The sequence below is a fragment of the Fodinibius salinus genome (assembly GCF_008124865.1).
Lineage (GTDB): Bacteria > Bacteroidota > Rhodothermia > Balneolales > Balneolaceae > Fodinibius > Fodinibius salinus.
Genome location: NZ_VNHY01000001.1, coordinates 124,559 through 140,459 on the forward strand (window position 1 = coordinate 124,559; position 15,901 = coordinate 140,459).

Sequence of the window (15,901 nt, forward strand, 5' to 3'; positions counted from 1 at the left end):
TAATCAGAATTAATCCGAGATCGATTCTGAATTCTGATTCCTGAATTCCTATATTAAGCCACTCAATTGAGAAGTAAGGTATTAAAATTCTTTTACAAAAATATCGTCAAATTGTAGAATAAACTTCATGAGCACCAATATTCAAAAAGTTCACTTGCGTACCAAAGGCATCCTGCCCGTCCAAAAATTACGCGTCTTGGCCGAGGCGGGCATCATATCTCATGCGGACGGATATCCGTTGGAAGAAAATCAGTTTCAGCCCAACTCCATTGATCTGCGGCTGGGTGAGAAGGCCTATCGCGTACGATGTAGTTTTTTGCCCGAAGATGAGTCAGTAGATCAAAAAATTGAAAAGCTTAGTCAGTACGATTTTTCGATTACCGACGGAGCCATCTTGGAACCTAACTGCGTGTATATTATTCCGCTCTTGGAAGAGCTGCATCTGCCGTCGCATATTTCTCCGCAAAAAACACTTTTTAACGGGAGTGATAATGGCGTAGGCTATGAGATCATTTCCGGCGAACATCTTTCCGCTAAAGCTAATCCCAAAAGTACTACCGGGCGACTGGATGTGTTTACGCGGGTGATTACTGATCATTCACACCGGTTCGAGGAAATTCAATCGGGATATACCGGTAGAATGTACCTCGAAGTAGTACCTAAGTCATTTCCAATCAGAGTCAAAACAGGTCACCAATTAAATCAGCTACGCATACGCCACGGTCATACAGTGCTTTCTGATCAGGATATTCTGCGCAAACACAGTTCGGCGCCGTTATTATTTAAAGAAGATGGAAATCCAGTGCCAGTGGATGATGTAAAAGTAAATAACGGATTGTTTTTGAGCGTAAATCTGAGCGGCAAAAAAGGAGAAGTAGTAGGATATAAAGCCAAAAATCATCGCGATTATATTGATCTCGATAATATCAATTACTATGAAGTATCGGAGTACTGGGAGCCTATTTATGCTCAGCAAGATGATCATCTGATTTTGGAACCTGAGGCTTTTTATATTTTTGCATCCAAAGAACGGTGCCGTATTCCCAAAGATCTTGCTGCGGAAATGATTGCTTATGACACCGGATCGGGAGAGCTGCGTACGCACTATGCCGGTTTTTTTGACAGCGGTTTCGGCGGTAGGATAGAAGACAAGGGAGCGCGGGCCGTGCTTGAAGTACGTTCACACGATGTTCCGTTTTTGATTGAAGATGGACAAACATTTTGCAGCATGAAGTTTGAGCCCAACACACAAATTCCACCCTATGTATATGGTGACGATATCGAGAGTAATTACCAGGGACAAGAATTAAGACTGGGCAAACACTTTAAACAGGGTTAAGATGAGTTCTCAGAAAGTTACCAAGTGTATTTGTCATGATCAGAGTTTTGAGACGATAAAAGAGTATGCCCGGGAGAAGAATCTTTCTACGATAGATGGGCTGCAGAAGCATGATTTTTGCAGCAATGGCTGTCAACTTTGTTCTCCTTATGTAGAAGCACTGCTTGAAACAGGGCAAACCGAGTTTTTGCCCGGCGAACCTTTTGGGAAGTAAGTAATTAGCCAATGAATATATATTACGCTCCGCCTTCGCAGGTACATTCCCAATTTGTAGAGCTTACCGGCCAGGAAGCTAAGCATGCGTCAAAAGTGATGCGAGCGCGCGAAGGGGATAAGCTTACCGTTGTTGATGGAGAGGGCGGACGGTATGATGGAACTATAGCCCGAATTTTGGATGAGAGCATCCAGATTAATGTCAAAGAATCCGATCGGACTAGCTACCCCCACCCCGAAATCGTACTGGGGTTAGGGATTATTAAAAAGAGAGATCGCCTGGAATTTGCGGTTGAAAAAGCCGTGGAGCTGGGAGCGGCCGAGATTGGTCTTTTTCGGTGTGAGCGGACAGTAAAAGAAAATGTGCGCATGGAACGGTTGCAGTCAAAAGCCCTTTCTGCAATGAAACAGAGCCTCCGCGCCTGGCTTCCCGATATACGATTATTTGATTCGCCAGGACAGCTGGTAGATCATTACCCTGATAGTAATATCTATGTGGCTCATGAAAAGATTAATCCAGATGATCCTGAAAATAGGGCTGATGGTATCAGTACAAAATCACCTCAAAAAATGTTACTGATGATTGGTCCGGAAGGCGGATTTTCTGTTTCTGAGGTCAAAGAGATGAAGGACAGGGGAGCAAAAGTAGTATCCTTAGGGCCAAATCGGCTGCGAGCAGAAACAGCAGCCATAGCTTTTCTGAGTCAGTTTTTATAAATCAAAAAAATCTCTTCTCTCTGAAGACAGATAGCAAATTTGTGCTGGGCGAAATGGTCACTCAGCGATAGACTTATGGTCTCAATTGCCATTCTTTATGTACAGGAGGGGACGGATACAATTAATATTTTTCATTTTTGTTGCCCTGCGTCGGTATAGTATTCCGTTATTTCTGCTTTCCTGGATTAACACTGGCAGAAGCACCATTTTTAAGTTTGGCAATTTCGTCCCACATTGTCATCGCCTCTTTAAGCATGTTGTCAAATACATCATTAATCACGGGATAGTACTTCTTGAGTCCCCAGACCTGTCGTGCGAGCCGAGCTTTAGTAGCACCGCGAACCATCCACTCAACCTGCTGAAAATGATTTTGTGGGATATACAAGGTATCAGACTTAAAATCAGGTTCAGAAAGAGTGTCAGCATTGCTAACAACCATATTACTGTCTTTTAGCATGCTGTACATTTGTTGTACATCTTTATCTTTCCATTCAAACTCATCGCGAAATCGTTGATAGTTGTTTTCCCATTCATTGCGAAATTGATCACCGTTGTGATCAAGATAATTCCGCACAAAGTTAAAGCCGATGCGTTTTCTACGCATATAATTTAAGACAGCTGCTGATTGAGAAGTATCTTCCTGAACGATTTTGTCAGGCACAATACCCCCTCCGCCATAGACAGTTCTTCCACCATCAGTTTTATATTTTAGTGAGTCGGGTACATGTGAAATAAATTCCTCAATATCGCTTTTTGCATTTTGTTCGCGACGATAAATTTCATAGGCATAACTTTTACCGCTTTTCTTACGGTATGGTTTTTGAATGAGCCTGCCTGATGGAGTGTAGTACTTCGAGATAGTTACCCGTATTTTACTTGAGTCAACAAGCTGATACTGTTGTTGTACTAAGCCCTTGCCAAAAGTACGTTGACCCACAATGTATCCGCGATCGTGGTCCTGAATTGCACCACTGACAATTTCACTGGCCGAAGCAGACCCCTCATTTACAAGAACAATTACTGAGGTATTTTTGAATTGTCCATCGCGTCGAGAAAAGTAAGAGCTGGTAAATCGCTTATGCCGGCTTTTCGTAGATACAATTTGTGTTCCGCTGGGAAAGAATTCTTCTGAAATAGCAATAGCCTGTTTCAAGTATCCGCCCGGATTGCCTCGTAAGTCAAGGACAACGCGCTCCATGCCTTCTGCTTTCAGATCGCTCATAGCCGACATGAATTCGCGGTGTGTGGTTTGGATGAAGCGATCCAGTTTAACATATCCGGTTTTGTCATCGAGCATGTACGAAGCTCCCAACGAATACAAGGGGATATCATCCCGTGTTATCGTAAAGTCAATGGGTTCGCTAACATGTGGCCGTTTAATCGTTACGTCAACTTTTGATCCTTTGGGGCCTCGCAGCGTACTTCGAACATCTTCGTTGGTAAATCCAATAGCACTGCTGTCATCAATAGCAATAATACGATCGCCAGACTGAATACCGAGCTCGTCACTGGGTCCGCCGGCGATAGCGGTAATAACAGTTATCGTGTCTTGTATAACATTAAATTGTACACCAATGCCCTGGAACTTACCGGCAAACTGTTCATCTTGTAACTTCCCCATTTGGGGTGAGATATATACCGAGTGTGGATCAAGTTCATCAAACATATGCGAAAGCGCATCCTCGGTGCGCTTGGTCATATTCTCATCGGGGAAAGTATTAGAAATATACAGGTACGCTTCCTCAAACTTTCTTGTTGATTCACTTAAATCGTTAATAGACACATTTTTAAATGTCGTATCAGCCGGCGTACCTTTCAGGTTGGCGGTACTGTCGGAAAGGTTCAGTATGAGTCCCCGAAGGCTATTTTTGTAGAGCGACGAAAGTTTTACCTGGTCCACATAATTATCCAAAATGCGCCGTTGGGTTTGAACGTATTTTTTTAGATTCTTTTGGTGATCATCATCACCTTTCACAATATTTTCTACACCTGCAAACCAAAAAAGCGATAAGAAGAGGAGGATTGCTATATTGGGAGCTATAAATTTTTTAGCGCTCATAATATTCAATTATTGCTAATTACAGTGTACGTTATAACGTAGTGTTATGATGGTATTATTGCTCTCTGTTTCGGAGAATATTTTTTTGTTCGTGGCCACTCCTTACAGAATATAATGACTTAAATCTTTGTCTTTAACAAGATCATCAAGCTGTTTGTTTACATACTCTTTGTCAATAGTGATATCACTGTTGCTAATATCGTCAGGGATAGCAAACAACAGTTCATCCAGCAGCGAAGATAAAATAGTGTGCAACCGGCGCGCCCCAATATTTTCGACCTGCTCATTTACCTGGGCGGCAATAGCTGCTACTTCTTTAAGAGCATTTTCCGTAAACTCTACCGCAACATCTTCTGATGCCAGCATGGCTTGATATTGTTTAGTGAGTGCATTTTTAGGTTGCGTTAGGATATCATAAAAATCTTGCTCTGTGAGTGAGTTAAGCTCAACACGGATCGGGAATCTACCTTGCAGTTCAGGGATCAGGTCAGATGGTTTAGAAACATGGAAGGCGCCCGATCCAATAAATAAAATATGGTCAGTCTTAACCATACCATGTTTGGTTGAAATATTGCTGCCTTCGACGATAGGGAGCATGTCGCGCTGCACACCCTGACGACTTACATCAGGACCGCCACCGCCTTTGTTACTGTCACTTGAAGATTCAGCAACTTTGTCAATTTCATCAATAAATACGATTCCCTGCTTTTGTACGCGCTGGAGTGCTTCTTGCACCGCTGACTCGTGATCAATGAGTTTTTCTGCTTCTTCTTCCAGCAGAATTTTGCGTGCTTCTTCAATAGTGACAGTGCGCTTAGTTTTTTGTTGGCCGCCCATGTTACCCATCATACTTTGCAGATCAATACCCATTTCTTCCATGCCGCCCTGGGGACCAAATACCTGCATCATGGGGGACTTGCCGGATTTTTGCACTTCGATTTCAATTTCACGGTCTTCCAGTTCACCGTCACGTAATTTTTTCCGAAACTTTTTACGCGTACGCTCATTCAGCTCTTTATTTGAAGCTTGGTCAGGATTAAAATCTTGATCATTCGCTTGAAACCCACTGGTGCTATTCCCCGAATCATTTTGAGTAACAGGAGGGATAAGAATATCCAAAATACGTTCTTCGACTATCTCTTTGGCTTCCTCTTTTACGCGATCCTGCATTTCAGTTTTTACCATCTCAATGGCGATATCAGTAAGGTCGCGGATCATGGATTCCACATCCCGGCCTTTGTATCCCACTTCGGTAAACTTGCTGGCTTCAACTTTGATAAAAGGGGCATCGGCCAGAGTAGCGAGCCGTCGTGCAATTTCCGTTTTACCAACTCCGGTAGGTCCGATGAGCAAAATGTTGTTAGGCATAATCTCATCGCGAATTTCCTCATCTGCATTCATACGACGCCAGCGATTACGCAGGGCAATAGCAACAGAGCGCTTAGCTTCGTTTTGTCCCACAATATAATTGTTTAGGGCATCAACGACCTGCTGAGGAGTTAGATTCTTTTGGGTAACAGTTGGTTGTAAAGTGCTCATCAATCTTCCAGTTCTAAAATACTCAAATTATGATTCGTATAAATACAGATATCAGCGGCAATATCCAGTGACTTTTCAACAATTTCGCGGGCAGAGAGGTTCGGTGCATTTTCTTTAAGCGCACGTGCTGCAGACAGGGCAAATGAGCCGCCGCTGCCTATAGAAAGTATTTGATCGTCAGGCTCAATAACATCGCCCTGACCAGAAATAAGCAGTGCTTCTTCCTTACTCATTACTACCAGCAGAGCCTCAAGCTTTCGCAGAAATTTGTCATTACGCCATTCCTTAGCCATTTCTACGGCTGCCCGCTGCAGATTGCCATTATACTGCTTTAGCTTTTCTTCGTATTTTTCGAAGAGGGTAAAAGCATCGGCCGTAGATCCTGCAAAGCCGGCCGCTATTTTTCCATCATATAGCGTACGGACCTTGTTTACAGTGGCTTTCATTACGGTGTCGTCCATCGTGGCCTGTCCGTCGCCGCCGATAGCTGCCTCTCCATTATGGATGATGCCTAATACCGTTGTAGCTTTTAAGTCTGATATACTCATGTAGTTGTCGGGTCGTTCAAATTCAATTCAATCTTATGAAGGTCTGGAAAATATCCAATCGTGTTATTCTATTTGCCGGCTGGGATCAGAACTTTACATCTTTCAAAGAATATCTTACAACGAAAATCCTGAGTGAATATTGAGCCAAACTCAGGACTATAACCCAAGATGACAAGTTAAGCTTTACCAGCCTTGTATATCCCGGGGCTCGGGATTAGTTATAATATTTAGACTTTGATTTATCTTCGGATGGCGATGGTCGCGGCTTACGCGAATCGCGTTCCTCACGGTCGTCATTTTTATAAATCTCTGCCCGACTGCCAACGCCATTACTTCGTTCGTTGGCAATGAGCGCATCAATATCATTTTCTTGCATAACCACATCTGTAATATCAATATCAGAGCCGGCAATGGTCGCTTTGTATTCATTAAGGGAAACCGTGTCGTCAGCAATAAGCGTAATCTTTAGCCAGTAGCGGAACATCCATTTGCGGCGCAGGCTAAAGAATCCTTTTTCGAGATACGCTTTCAAATATGGATTAATGTAAATATCTACTGCACGATAATCAGTCGTCGTGCGGAATTTGCTGAGCCAGGCATCAAGATCTTCAATGATTGTATTCTTCGTAACGACATCTCCTGATCCGCCGCAGGTAGGACAGACATTAGATACCGAATTCACTACGCTGGGACGAATGCGCTGGCGTGTAATTTGGACGAGTCCAAAATCGCTCATCCCAATAACATTGGTTTTAGCGGGATCTTTTTTGAACTCTTTCTTGAGCTCGTCATAAATTTTCTTGCGATTTTTGTTCTTTCTAAGATCAATAAAATCAATGACAATAATACCGCCGATGTCGCGCAGCCGAAGCTGTTTGGCCACTTCGCGTGCCGCTTCCAGGTTCGTCTTCAGAGAATTATCTTCTTGATTGTCTTTTGCGGCATACGGGCCGGAGTTGACATCCACCACGTACATGGCTTCGGTCTGTTCAAAAATGAGATATCCGCCAGAGGGCATACGAACGCGGGGACTAAAAATAGAATCGACATCTTTGGCAATTTTCATGTAGTCAAAAATGTGTTCGCGGCCATTGTATAATTCCACATTGGGAATCATCTGCGGGGCTACTTCGCTGACGTATGACTTGATATTATCGAACGTTTCTTCATCGTCAACCAGTACGCGATCATACTGTTTCGCAAACAGGTCGCGAACCAAGCTTTCAGTCATATCCAGATCTTTATACAAAAGCTGTGGTGGTTCAGCCGTTTCAAGGCGTTCTAAAATGTTCTCCCATTTTTTGAGCACATTCCGCATATCATCTTCGATGGCACCTTTATCTTTACCGCGAGCTACTGTGCGGATAATAACGCCGAACCCGTCTGGCAACATAGATCCCACCAAGCTTTTAAGGCGGTGCCGTTCTTTGTTGCTTTTTATTTTTCGGGATACTGCAATGTATTCGCCCATCGGGATAAGTACAAGAAACCGGCCTGCAACGGTAATATCAGTAGAAATGCGAGGCCCCTTAGAACCTATAGGTTCTTTGACAATTTGTACCAACAGCTTATGGCCGGGCTGCAGAATCTTGCCGGCCCAGTTTTGTTTCTCGTAGTTAGATATGTTCTCAAAATTAGTTTTCTCAAGCTTCTTACGGACGTTTTTTTGAATGGCGTTACGTCCATTAAGCATTTGGACATACTCTTTAAGATGATCGCCTGCATCAGAGAAGTGCAAAAAGGCATCTTTCGGCGTACCCATATCAATAAAGGCTGCCCGAATGCCGCTCATTACCTTGTGAACGTTAGCTACATAAATGTTACCTACAGTACGTTCATTTTGGTCAGATTCTATAAAAAGTTGGGCAAGTTCGTTATTTTCCAGCAGTGCAATACGCGTCTGCTTGCCCGAAGCGTGAATTATAATTTGGTTTTCCATTACAATAATCCTTCACGCAGATGCTGTCCTCCGGATTTTCATCCTTGTCATCAATGATTCAAAAAAGTCTTACAATATGGCAATCTGTAAAATACATCTTAGCGGAGGTTCAGCACCCGCTACATTAAAATTCCTGTTAGGAGAAAATTTGATCAAAAAATGTCAGGGTATTCAGCGAAGGAAGGGGAAACAGTAGATTATTTCAACAGCATGGCGAACGTCGAGCGTTCGATTTAAAGATCAAAAACCAAGTTCCTAAAAAAGAATATTAAAAAATTGAAATAATACTGCTGAAAACATCTAAAACTACACAAAAACTTTAAATCCTTCGTACACTGAATATCATCAATAAATACCACACAAATATACAAGTAGTTTTACTATTATGTAAACGGTAATCTGCCGGCTGTGATACGATTAATGGTTTTAAGTAAACTATTCGGAGAATTGGTTGTTTTCTCAGCTTATCGTATACCTTATGATATTATGTATGCGTGAATGTATACTGCCCCCTTATCTTCTTGTTATTCCTCTTGTGTAGCCCGTGTGATGTTAGCTCCTACATTGGTAAGTTTTTGCTCCAAATCTTCATAGCCACGATCAAGGTGGTAGATACGCAGTACATCCGTCTTTCCTTCGGCAACCATGCCTGCCAGCACCAGACTTACACTGGCCCGCAGATCGGTACTCATAACGGAAGCACCTTTAAGCGTGGTTTTACCGTTAATCCGTACCGTATTTTCTTTTACATTCATTTCAGCGCCCAGCCGTACAACTTCGGGCACGTAACTAAATCGATCATAATAAACTGTATCAGTAACCGATGATTGACCGTCAGCTTGCGTCATCATGGTAGCCCACTGGGCCTGTAAATCGGTAGGGAAGCCCGGATATATTGCCGTTTCTATAGAGGTAGGATTAATTTTTTCAGGCGCTTTAATATGAATGGAATCTCCGTTGATATCCATATCGACGCCCGTCTTGCGAAAGGTCTCAGGAAAATGACCCAAGTCGTCAACATCTACATTTTCTAATGTTACATTTGATTGCGGATGCATAGCGGCACCAATCATAAAAGTACCGGTCTCAATACGATCGGATGCATTGCGGATATGAGCTCCCTTGAGACTGTCAACGCCACGGATAGTGAGCGTGCTAGTGCCGATGCCTTCGATATTGGCCCCCATTTCGGACAGTTTTTTGCACAACAGCACAACGTCAGGCTCTTTGGCGGCGTTTTCAATGGTAAACTCTTTTGCTCTGAGTACTGAGGCCAGCACAAGGTTCACTGTTGCACCGACACTGCTGGGTTCCAGCTTAAAACGGCCGCCTTCCATCATCTCAGGAGCATTGGCCAGTACATATCCTTCTTCAAGATCGATTTCGGCACCCATGGCGCGCATGCCGTCGAGGTGCAGGTCAACGGGACGCGGTCCCCACGCACAGCCGCCGGGTAGTGATACTTTTGCTTCTCCATATTTACCCAGTAGGGCACCCAGCATATAAAAAGAGGCGCGCATCTTACGGACCAGCTCGTAGGGCGCTTCCAGGTGCGTCAGATTTTTGGGATCGATAGTAAGTCTCCCATCATCTTCATCAAAATCTACGCGGCAGCCGGTGACCCGAATTACGTTATTAAACGTATAAATGTCGCGCAGTTTGGGAATATTTGTAATGGTGGTCGGCGAATCGCCGAGAATAGCTGCTGCCATTAGTGGCAGGGCAGCATTTTTAGATCCGCTGATTGGAATAGTGCCTTGCAGGGGAGTAGGTCCTTCTATAACAAATTTATCCACTTGCTTCTATCTCTAAAATTAGTGCGTCTTTTTCTAATGAATCTCCTTCAGCTATGTTGATAGATACTACTTTGCCATCGATGGGCGCTTTTAGCTCATTTTCCATTTTCATGGCTTCGAGGATGGCTACGGGCTGTCCAAGTTCTACTTCGTCGCCTTCAGATACCAAGACTTCCAGAATCTTACCCGGCATGGGAGCGTTTAGCTCACCTTCACCAATTTCTCCGGCCGTTTTAAAACCTAGCCTGTCAAGCAATAGGTCTTGCTCATCTCGTACCGTAACTGAATGCCAGTTGCCATTGAGCGTAAACGTTACCGTATGCTTGTCGTATGATACATTATCAATTTGGTACAGTTTTGTTCCCATCCGTAGTAGGTAACGCCCATTCTTTTGCCGGCTGAACTGATAAGATTGGTGCTGGTCACCGAATACTGCTGTATTATCGTCTTCCAGCAGTTCCAGTTTGGTTACTTTGTCATCGAAGGTTGCTTCAAATTCCATAAGTTAGTGTGATTTTATTTCTCCAAGTCCTTTGCTGGTAGCCTGAAAGGTAAAATCTTGCAGGTTATCGGTATCATAAAAGCTGGTGAGCGAAATTTTATTGCCGCTCCGTTCGTATGCTTCAATAAATCCAAAGCTAAGCAAATTGATAAGATCATCGCGCAGCTCACCGTGCAGAAGTCCCGTTTCTTCCAGAATATCCTGATATTTTTCCGGAAAAATAAGTTTTTCCAGTACGCGCTTTTCTGTTTGTGATATCTTTCGCTTGCTCATAACTGCTTATCTTAAAAATCATGAAAATAGCAGGCCGACAGGGATTTCCCAATTATTCAATGCGAACATCTCCGTAGCTTATCAGGTTTTGCTTACCGTCGTAAATAAGGATGCGATACAAACCTTCCTTTGTGGTATTCTCAGCGATGTTACTCCCTTCAAGGGCAATGGAATTAAAATCAATAAGTTCACTTTGATCTAACTGTCGAAGCAGGGGAAATTGGGTATCAGTAGGTAAACGAAATTTTCGAATTACGATGACATTAACAGGATCTGAGACATTGAATTCTATTTGTAAATTAAGAGTACTGTTATAAGGCAGGGGATTAGGATGGGGAGGGTCAGACAGTTCAGAGCTGATGGAAATCAGCCGATTATACATTGGGCCCACCCGCCAGTCATCGGGATCAGTTTGGCCAACAATTTCACCATTGCTATCGGTCTTAGTGATTTTATCCGGAGTGGTAAGTGCTCGATTTTCAAAATCGCGCTGGTCGTTGCTTTTGGAGCATCCCATAAGCAATAAGACACTGAATACAGTAATCCAAAAAGCAAATTTGTTGATAATCATAGCTGGAGCGGCATAATAGCATTTCAAATTAAGCAGTATAATATCGAACTTTGGGAACTTATTTGAAACTAAATTATCATATTTTGGAGAGTTCACCAATAGCCAAACGATCAACTATTCTCATTTTATTTTGTCTGCTTTGCGTAGGGATTACCAAACAAGGTTCTGGGCAAGACTTGTTGTTAACCTATAACCACTCCGAACGTCCACCTACAATGGATGAGATGCTCGAGTGGAAAGAGGAGTTTACCTATAAGGTTAAGTACGGATTTTTTAAGCTCGGCCAGGTGAAGACGCAAATTGTGCGTGATACCACTTACCGCGGTCATCATCTTTGGTGGCTGCGAACAATTATTACCTCTAATTCCAGTATTCCTTTTATAGGGGAAGAAGAAAATCATTATAACACCTTGTTTGTAGCTACCGACAGCCTGCCCCATACTAAACTTTATTGGAGGGATAATGTTGAGGAAGAAGAGTTTAATGATGAACGATATCGTTTTGACTATGAGAATGAGAAGGTTTACGCTTCGGCAAAAGGGGCCGCGGTGGATACGTTTAAAGTAACGGAGCCGTCTAGTTCGGGGCAGCTCATTTTTTACTATTCGCGTTTGTTTGCAGGTCGTAATGAAGAATATCAGCTGCCGGTATATATCCAGCAGCAAAAAGGATATATCACAGCCAGGGCCACATCAAGAATGGAAACGCGCGAATATGAAGCATTTAAAAAGCCGGTTGAAACTTATTTTACCAAAGGAAATGCCGATTTTGAAGGCCCGTTTGGCTTTACAGGGGAATTTAAGTCCTGGTATGTTACGGATGACTTGCGCGTGCCGGCCGAAGCGCATGTCAAAGTTTGGCTGGGCAATGTAAAAGTGCGACTAATTAACTATAAAAAAGAACGACGTAACCAATGAATATACCGTTTAAAAAATTATCACATGCAGTGGACTTGCCACTGCCGTCTTACGAATCTGAATATGCCGCAGGCATGGATCTCCGCGCTGCTCTTACCGAGCCTATGACCCTGGCACCGGGCAAGCGGGCATTGGTACCCACCGGATTAAAGATGGCACTTCCCAAGGGATATGAAGCCCAGATTCGCCCCCGAAGTGGATTGGCTTATCGAAACGGTATTACCATGTTGAACACTCCGGGTACCATTGATGCCGACTACCGTGGGGAGCTGAAAGTACTGGCCGTAAATTTGGGTGAAGAGCCGTTTAAGATTACCCATGGAGATCGTATAGCGCAGATGGTTATCGCTCCGGTTATTCAGCCTGATATTGATGAAGTGGACACGCTACCCGAAACCGAGCGTGGAGAAGGCGGATTTGGCAGTACAGGAGTTCAATAGAAAGTTAGAACGTATTAGGTCGAAAAGATTGCTAACTGAGAATTGGAACTCAGTTCTTAAGAAGAAACGTAGAAAAATTCAGTCTGTAAACCGCCAGTGCTCGAGAATATACGTCCATATATTGACTTAGTTTCCAACAATCGGGATTACCGCCGGTTGTGGCTTAGCCAAATTGTATCTAATTTCGGCGACTGGTTTGGCATCTTAGCAGTTTATGCGCTCATCACGCGCTATTCAGATTCTGAGTTTTTGCTAGGATTAATCATCGTGGTCAAGATGTTAAGCCTGGCAAGCTTTTCACCCTTTGCGGGATATTTGACGGATCGATTCGATCGCCGTCGAATTATGATAGCATGCGATCTGCTTCGGGGACTTTTGGTAGCGTGTTTATTACTTGTAGTCTCATACGAAACGCTTTGGCTTGCCTATGTGCTTACCGCTCTGCAGATGATGTTATCTGCCGTTTTTGAACCGGCCAAGACCTCGTCCATTCCCAACGTTACCACCAAAGAGGAGTTGGTAGATGCTAACGTACTATCTTCGGCCAGCTGGAGCATAATTTTTACAATGGGTATGGGATTTGGCGGCCTTGCTACGGCATGGCTGGGTACTGATTTGGTATTCATCATTGATGCTCTTTCGTATGGACTGTCGGCCTGGTTTATTTATGGTGCAGTTATCCCGCAGGAAAAAATGTCGGAAAAAGAATTACACCGAACGAGAAATCCACTTGTGGGTATCAAAGAAGGATTTCAATATTTACGAGATAACCCACAGGTACTGCGTCCTACGTTGGCCAAAGCTTGTTTTACTATGTTCTTAGGGGCCCTTACCTATATGCTGATCCTGGTATCCGAGGAGGTGCTGCTTATGGGCAGTGTAGGGCTTGGACTATTATACGCCTCTCGCGGTGTGGGAACGGGGATTGGTCCAATTATTGGCCGACGTATTTTTAAGCAAGAGAGCGGTTGGATACGTGCCATGGGGTTTTGCATGATGTTTGGCGGATTGATGTATGCTGTGGTGGGATGGACCACGAGTTTGGTGGTGATGCTGGTGTTTGTATTTATTGCTCACGCGGCCTCGGGTGCCAACTGGGTGATGAGTACCGTACTTCTTCAGCGCCGCACTCCTGATACTTTTCGAGGGCGCATCTTTAGTACGGAGTGGCTGCTGTTTACAGTGGCGCAGTCAATATCGGTTATGGCCGCTTCATGGATTCTTGAAAATGGATGGCTCACCATTCAGCAGACTATGATAATATTTTCGATGCTGCTGAGTTTAGCCGGAGTTTTTTGGCATCAAACGCTTACGCAGGATGAGGATCACTATCAAGAGGGCGTAGAGGATTTAACAACGGCGGGAACCGTAGATCATGCTTAATTGGTGTTATGCTTATATCTGCTATAAATGACTAAATTAGAGGCGGACTATTCAAAATGCTTTTTTTCCTCTTTGTAGTCCTCGTCAGAAACCAGTCCTTGTTGCCAAAGTCCGGTAAGGTAATTCATCTTCTCCATGCTCCCGGGATTGTGTTCCGGTTCTTTGGGTTTGCTTTCTTCTTTCTCTTTGTGACGCTGTTGCTCGGCAAAAATAGCTTTTTCAAGCAGTTGTTTTATCTTTTCAGGACCTTCAAGTCCCTGCAATGTTACAGAAGAAGCTGAAGTTTGCAGTATAATGTCACCAACGCCCATCTTTCGTTGGATGAAGGTTTGATCAACCCGGATTTTCTTAATATTGACCAGATCAATATGCCGTTCGTATTTCTTGCCCTGAGAGGTAAGCTGCGTATCGCTGAAGGTATAAGAATAGGTATGTTGTTTTATGTATACCCAGTAGAGGCCAATGAACCCAATACCCAAAAGGGGGATACAAAGTATAGATAGCAGGTAGCCAACAATGTGGTTTTTCCAGCTCGGCTCAAGCGTAATTGTGCTGTCGTTAAACTGTTTAGACATAAAACTAAAGGTTGATGATCAGGAACGTACAACAAGTATATTAAGTTAGGTAAATTTGATAAAATACAAAGTGAAATCCCTAAGTTTTTCCAAACAAATTTCATATATTATCACGCTTCTTAACGGCTGGGCACTGCTAAGTTTGTAAACATGTAGATGAAGATGAAACCGTGGAAATATATTGTCGCTCTCTGGATGACCGGAGTTGTTATTGCAGGATTTCTGATCCCAATTCCAGAAATTCCTATTCTTAAAGAATCAGCACGGAATCTGTTTTTGCACGTGCCTATGTGGATGACGATGTCGGTTTGTTTTGCGCTGGGACTTTTTTACAGCATCAAATATTTACACGATCCCGATTTGTCTGTTGATCGCAAAGCCGAGACGACCACACAGATAGGATTAATTTTTGGAATTTGTGGACTGCTGACCGGCTCAGTATGGGCGCGGTTTACGTGGGGAACTTGGTGGACGTTCTCGGAGCCTCGTATGAATCTGGCAGCCCTGGGGATGATGATTTATGTGGCTTATTTTGTACTGCGCACCGCATTTGACAATCCCGAGAAGCGTGCCAAAATTGCGGCTGTCTATAATGTATTTGCCGCAACAACCATACCGTTTTTGTTATATATTATCCCCCGCCAGTTACCCAGCCTGCATCCCGGGGCAGATGGCAATCCGGCCTTTAGCGAAATAACAGCGCCGGAACTCCGCTACATTTTTTATCCGGCCGTTATTGGATTTATTGGGCTGGCAATTTGGTTGATTGATATCCTAAACCGGTATAAAAAGGTTAAGTACCAACTAGAACAACAAGAACTATGAATTTTTCTTTGATACAGCTACAGCAAGATACTGTTGCGGCTGCCGATACGCTATCGGAGGCTTATGCCTCCAAATGGGAATCCTCGTCGGGACTTGAACAGGCCGGTCCGTTGATGCAGACGTTGGCCTCACATGATCTTATTTTTATTGTCTTAATTGTAAGTCTAATTATTTGGTTGGTATTGCTTTTTTTCATTATCCGTACGGATAAAAAAGTGGAACAGCTCGAAGACCAAGTTGAACAGCTAAATACAAGCGATTAGTT

At 43.5% G+C, this 15,901-nt stretch carries 17 protein-coding genes; 8 read left to right on the plus strand and 9 right to left on the minus strand.

Annotation, left to right across the window (positions count from 1 at the left end):
- Positions 1–127: 127 nt before the first annotated feature.
- Genes LX73_RS00615 through LX73_RS00625 form a run of 3 tightly spaced genes read left to right on the plus strand, consistent with a single transcriptional unit; the run spans position 128 to position 2,269 of the window.
- Positions 128–1,339, plus strand: a complete 1,212-nt coding sequence (locus LX73_RS00615) for a 2'-deoxycytidine 5'-triphosphate deaminase (RefSeq protein ID WP_148897530.1) — start codon at positions 128–130, stop codon at positions 1,337–1,339.
- A gap of 1 nt (position 1,340) precedes the next feature.
- Positions 1,341–1,553: a (2Fe-2S)-binding protein gene (locus tag LX73_RS00620; protein ID WP_148897531.1), complete on the plus strand. Its 213-nt coding sequence runs from the start codon at positions 1,341–1,343 to the stop codon at positions 1,551–1,553.
- A gap of 11 nt (positions 1,554–1,564) precedes the next feature.
- Positions 1,565–2,269 (plus strand): RsmE family RNA methyltransferase, encoded by a 705-nt coding sequence (locus LX73_RS00625; RefSeq protein ID WP_148897532.1) that lies wholly within the window; start codon positions 1,565–1,567, stop codon positions 2,267–2,269.
- Between the two features lie 166 nt (positions 2,270–2,435).
- Here LX73_RS00625 and LX73_RS00630 read toward each other — a convergent pair whose 3' ends face one another.
- The 8 genes from LX73_RS00630 to LX73_RS00665 form a co-directional block, all read right to left on the minus strand.
- Entirely contained in the window at positions 2,436–4,328 is a 1,893-nt protein-coding gene (locus tag LX73_RS00630; RefSeq protein WP_148897533.1) for a S41 family peptidase, read from the minus strand.
- Between the two features lie 102 nt (positions 4,329–4,430).
- Positions 4,431–5,867 (minus strand): ATP-dependent protease ATPase subunit HslU, encoded by a 1,437-nt coding sequence (hslU, locus tag LX73_RS00635; RefSeq protein ID WP_148897534.1) that lies wholly within the window; start codon positions 5,865–5,867, stop codon positions 4,431–4,433.
- The gene (gene hslV / locus LX73_RS00640) at positions 5,867–6,415 is read right to left on the minus strand and encodes an ATP-dependent protease subunit HslV (protein ID WP_148897535.1); all 549 of its coding nucleotides are present in this window, start codon (positions 6,413–6,415) and stop codon (positions 5,867–5,869) included. The genes hslU and hslV overlap by 1 nt, the downstream gene beginning before the upstream one ends.
- A 214-nt stretch (positions 6,416–6,629) precedes the next feature.
- Entirely contained in the window at positions 6,630–8,354 is a 1,725-nt protein-coding gene (locus LX73_RS00645) for an Rne/Rng family ribonuclease (protein ID WP_148897536.1), read from the minus strand.
- A gap of 524 nt (positions 8,355–8,878) precedes the next feature.
- Positions 8,879–10,150: a UDP-N-acetylglucosamine 1-carboxyvinyltransferase gene (gene murA, locus LX73_RS00650; RefSeq protein WP_148897537.1), complete on the minus strand. Its 1,272-nt coding sequence runs from the start codon at positions 10,148–10,150 to the stop codon at positions 8,879–8,881.
- Entirely contained in the window at positions 10,143–10,652 is a 510-nt protein-coding gene (locus LX73_RS00655) for an acyl-CoA carboxylase biotin carboxyl carrier protein subunit (RefSeq protein WP_148897538.1), read from the minus strand. Before LX73_RS00655 ends, murA begins: the two co-directional genes overlap by 8 nt.
- Before the next feature lie 3 nt (positions 10,653–10,655).
- On the minus strand, positions 10,656–10,925 hold the full coding sequence (locus tag LX73_RS00660; RefSeq protein ID WP_148897539.1) for a hypothetical protein: 270 nt from the start codon (positions 10,923–10,925) through the stop codon (positions 10,656–10,658).
- Positions 10,926–10,977: 52 nt separating this feature from the next.
- The gene (locus LX73_RS00665) at positions 10,978–11,496 is read right to left on the minus strand and encodes a hypothetical protein (protein ID WP_148897540.1); all 519 of its coding nucleotides are present in this window, start codon (positions 11,494–11,496) and stop codon (positions 10,978–10,980) included.
- Between the two features lie 83 nt (positions 11,497–11,579).
- Between LX73_RS00665 and LX73_RS00670 the strand changes: the two genes are divergently transcribed.
- The 3 genes from LX73_RS00670 to LX73_RS00680 all read left to right on the plus strand — a co-directional run bounded on the left by LX73_RS00670 (position 11,580) and on the right by LX73_RS00680 (position 14,236).
- Positions 11,580–12,413, plus strand: a complete 834-nt coding sequence (locus LX73_RS00670; protein ID WP_148897541.1) for a DUF3108 domain-containing protein — start codon at positions 11,580–11,582, stop codon at positions 12,411–12,413.
- Positions 12,410–12,853, plus strand: coding sequence for a dUTP diphosphatase (dut, locus tag LX73_RS00675; RefSeq protein ID WP_148897542.1), 444 nt, complete (start codon positions 12,410–12,412; stop codon positions 12,851–12,853). The genes LX73_RS00670 and dut overlap by 4 nt, the downstream gene beginning before the upstream one ends.
- A 96-nt stretch (positions 12,854–12,949) precedes the next feature.
- Positions 12,950–14,236 (plus strand): MFS transporter, encoded by a 1,287-nt coding sequence (locus LX73_RS00680; protein ID WP_148897543.1) that lies wholly within the window; start codon positions 12,950–12,952, stop codon positions 14,234–14,236.
- A gap of 47 nt (positions 14,237–14,283) precedes the next feature.
- Here LX73_RS00680 and LX73_RS00685 read toward each other — a convergent pair whose 3' ends face one another.
- A complete protein-coding gene (locus LX73_RS00685; protein WP_148897544.1) occupies positions 14,284–14,811 on the minus strand; it encodes a PH domain-containing protein in 528 nt (175 codons plus the stop codon).
- Positions 14,812–14,973: 162 nt separating this feature from the next.
- On the opposite strand from LX73_RS00685, the gene ccsA reads away from it, so the two are divergent.
- Together ccsA and LX73_RS00695 are read left to right on the plus strand one after the other, a co-directional pair.
- Positions 14,974–15,636: a cytochrome c biogenesis protein CcsA gene (ccsA, locus tag LX73_RS00690; RefSeq protein WP_246138139.1), complete on the plus strand. Its 663-nt coding sequence runs from the start codon at positions 14,974–14,976 to the stop codon at positions 15,634–15,636.
- On the plus strand, positions 15,633–15,899 hold the full coding sequence (locus LX73_RS00695; RefSeq protein WP_148897545.1) for a hypothetical protein: 267 nt from the start codon (positions 15,633–15,635) through the stop codon (positions 15,897–15,899). The genes ccsA and LX73_RS00695 overlap by 4 nt, the downstream gene beginning before the upstream one ends.
- Positions 15,900–15,901: the final 2 nt, after the last annotated feature.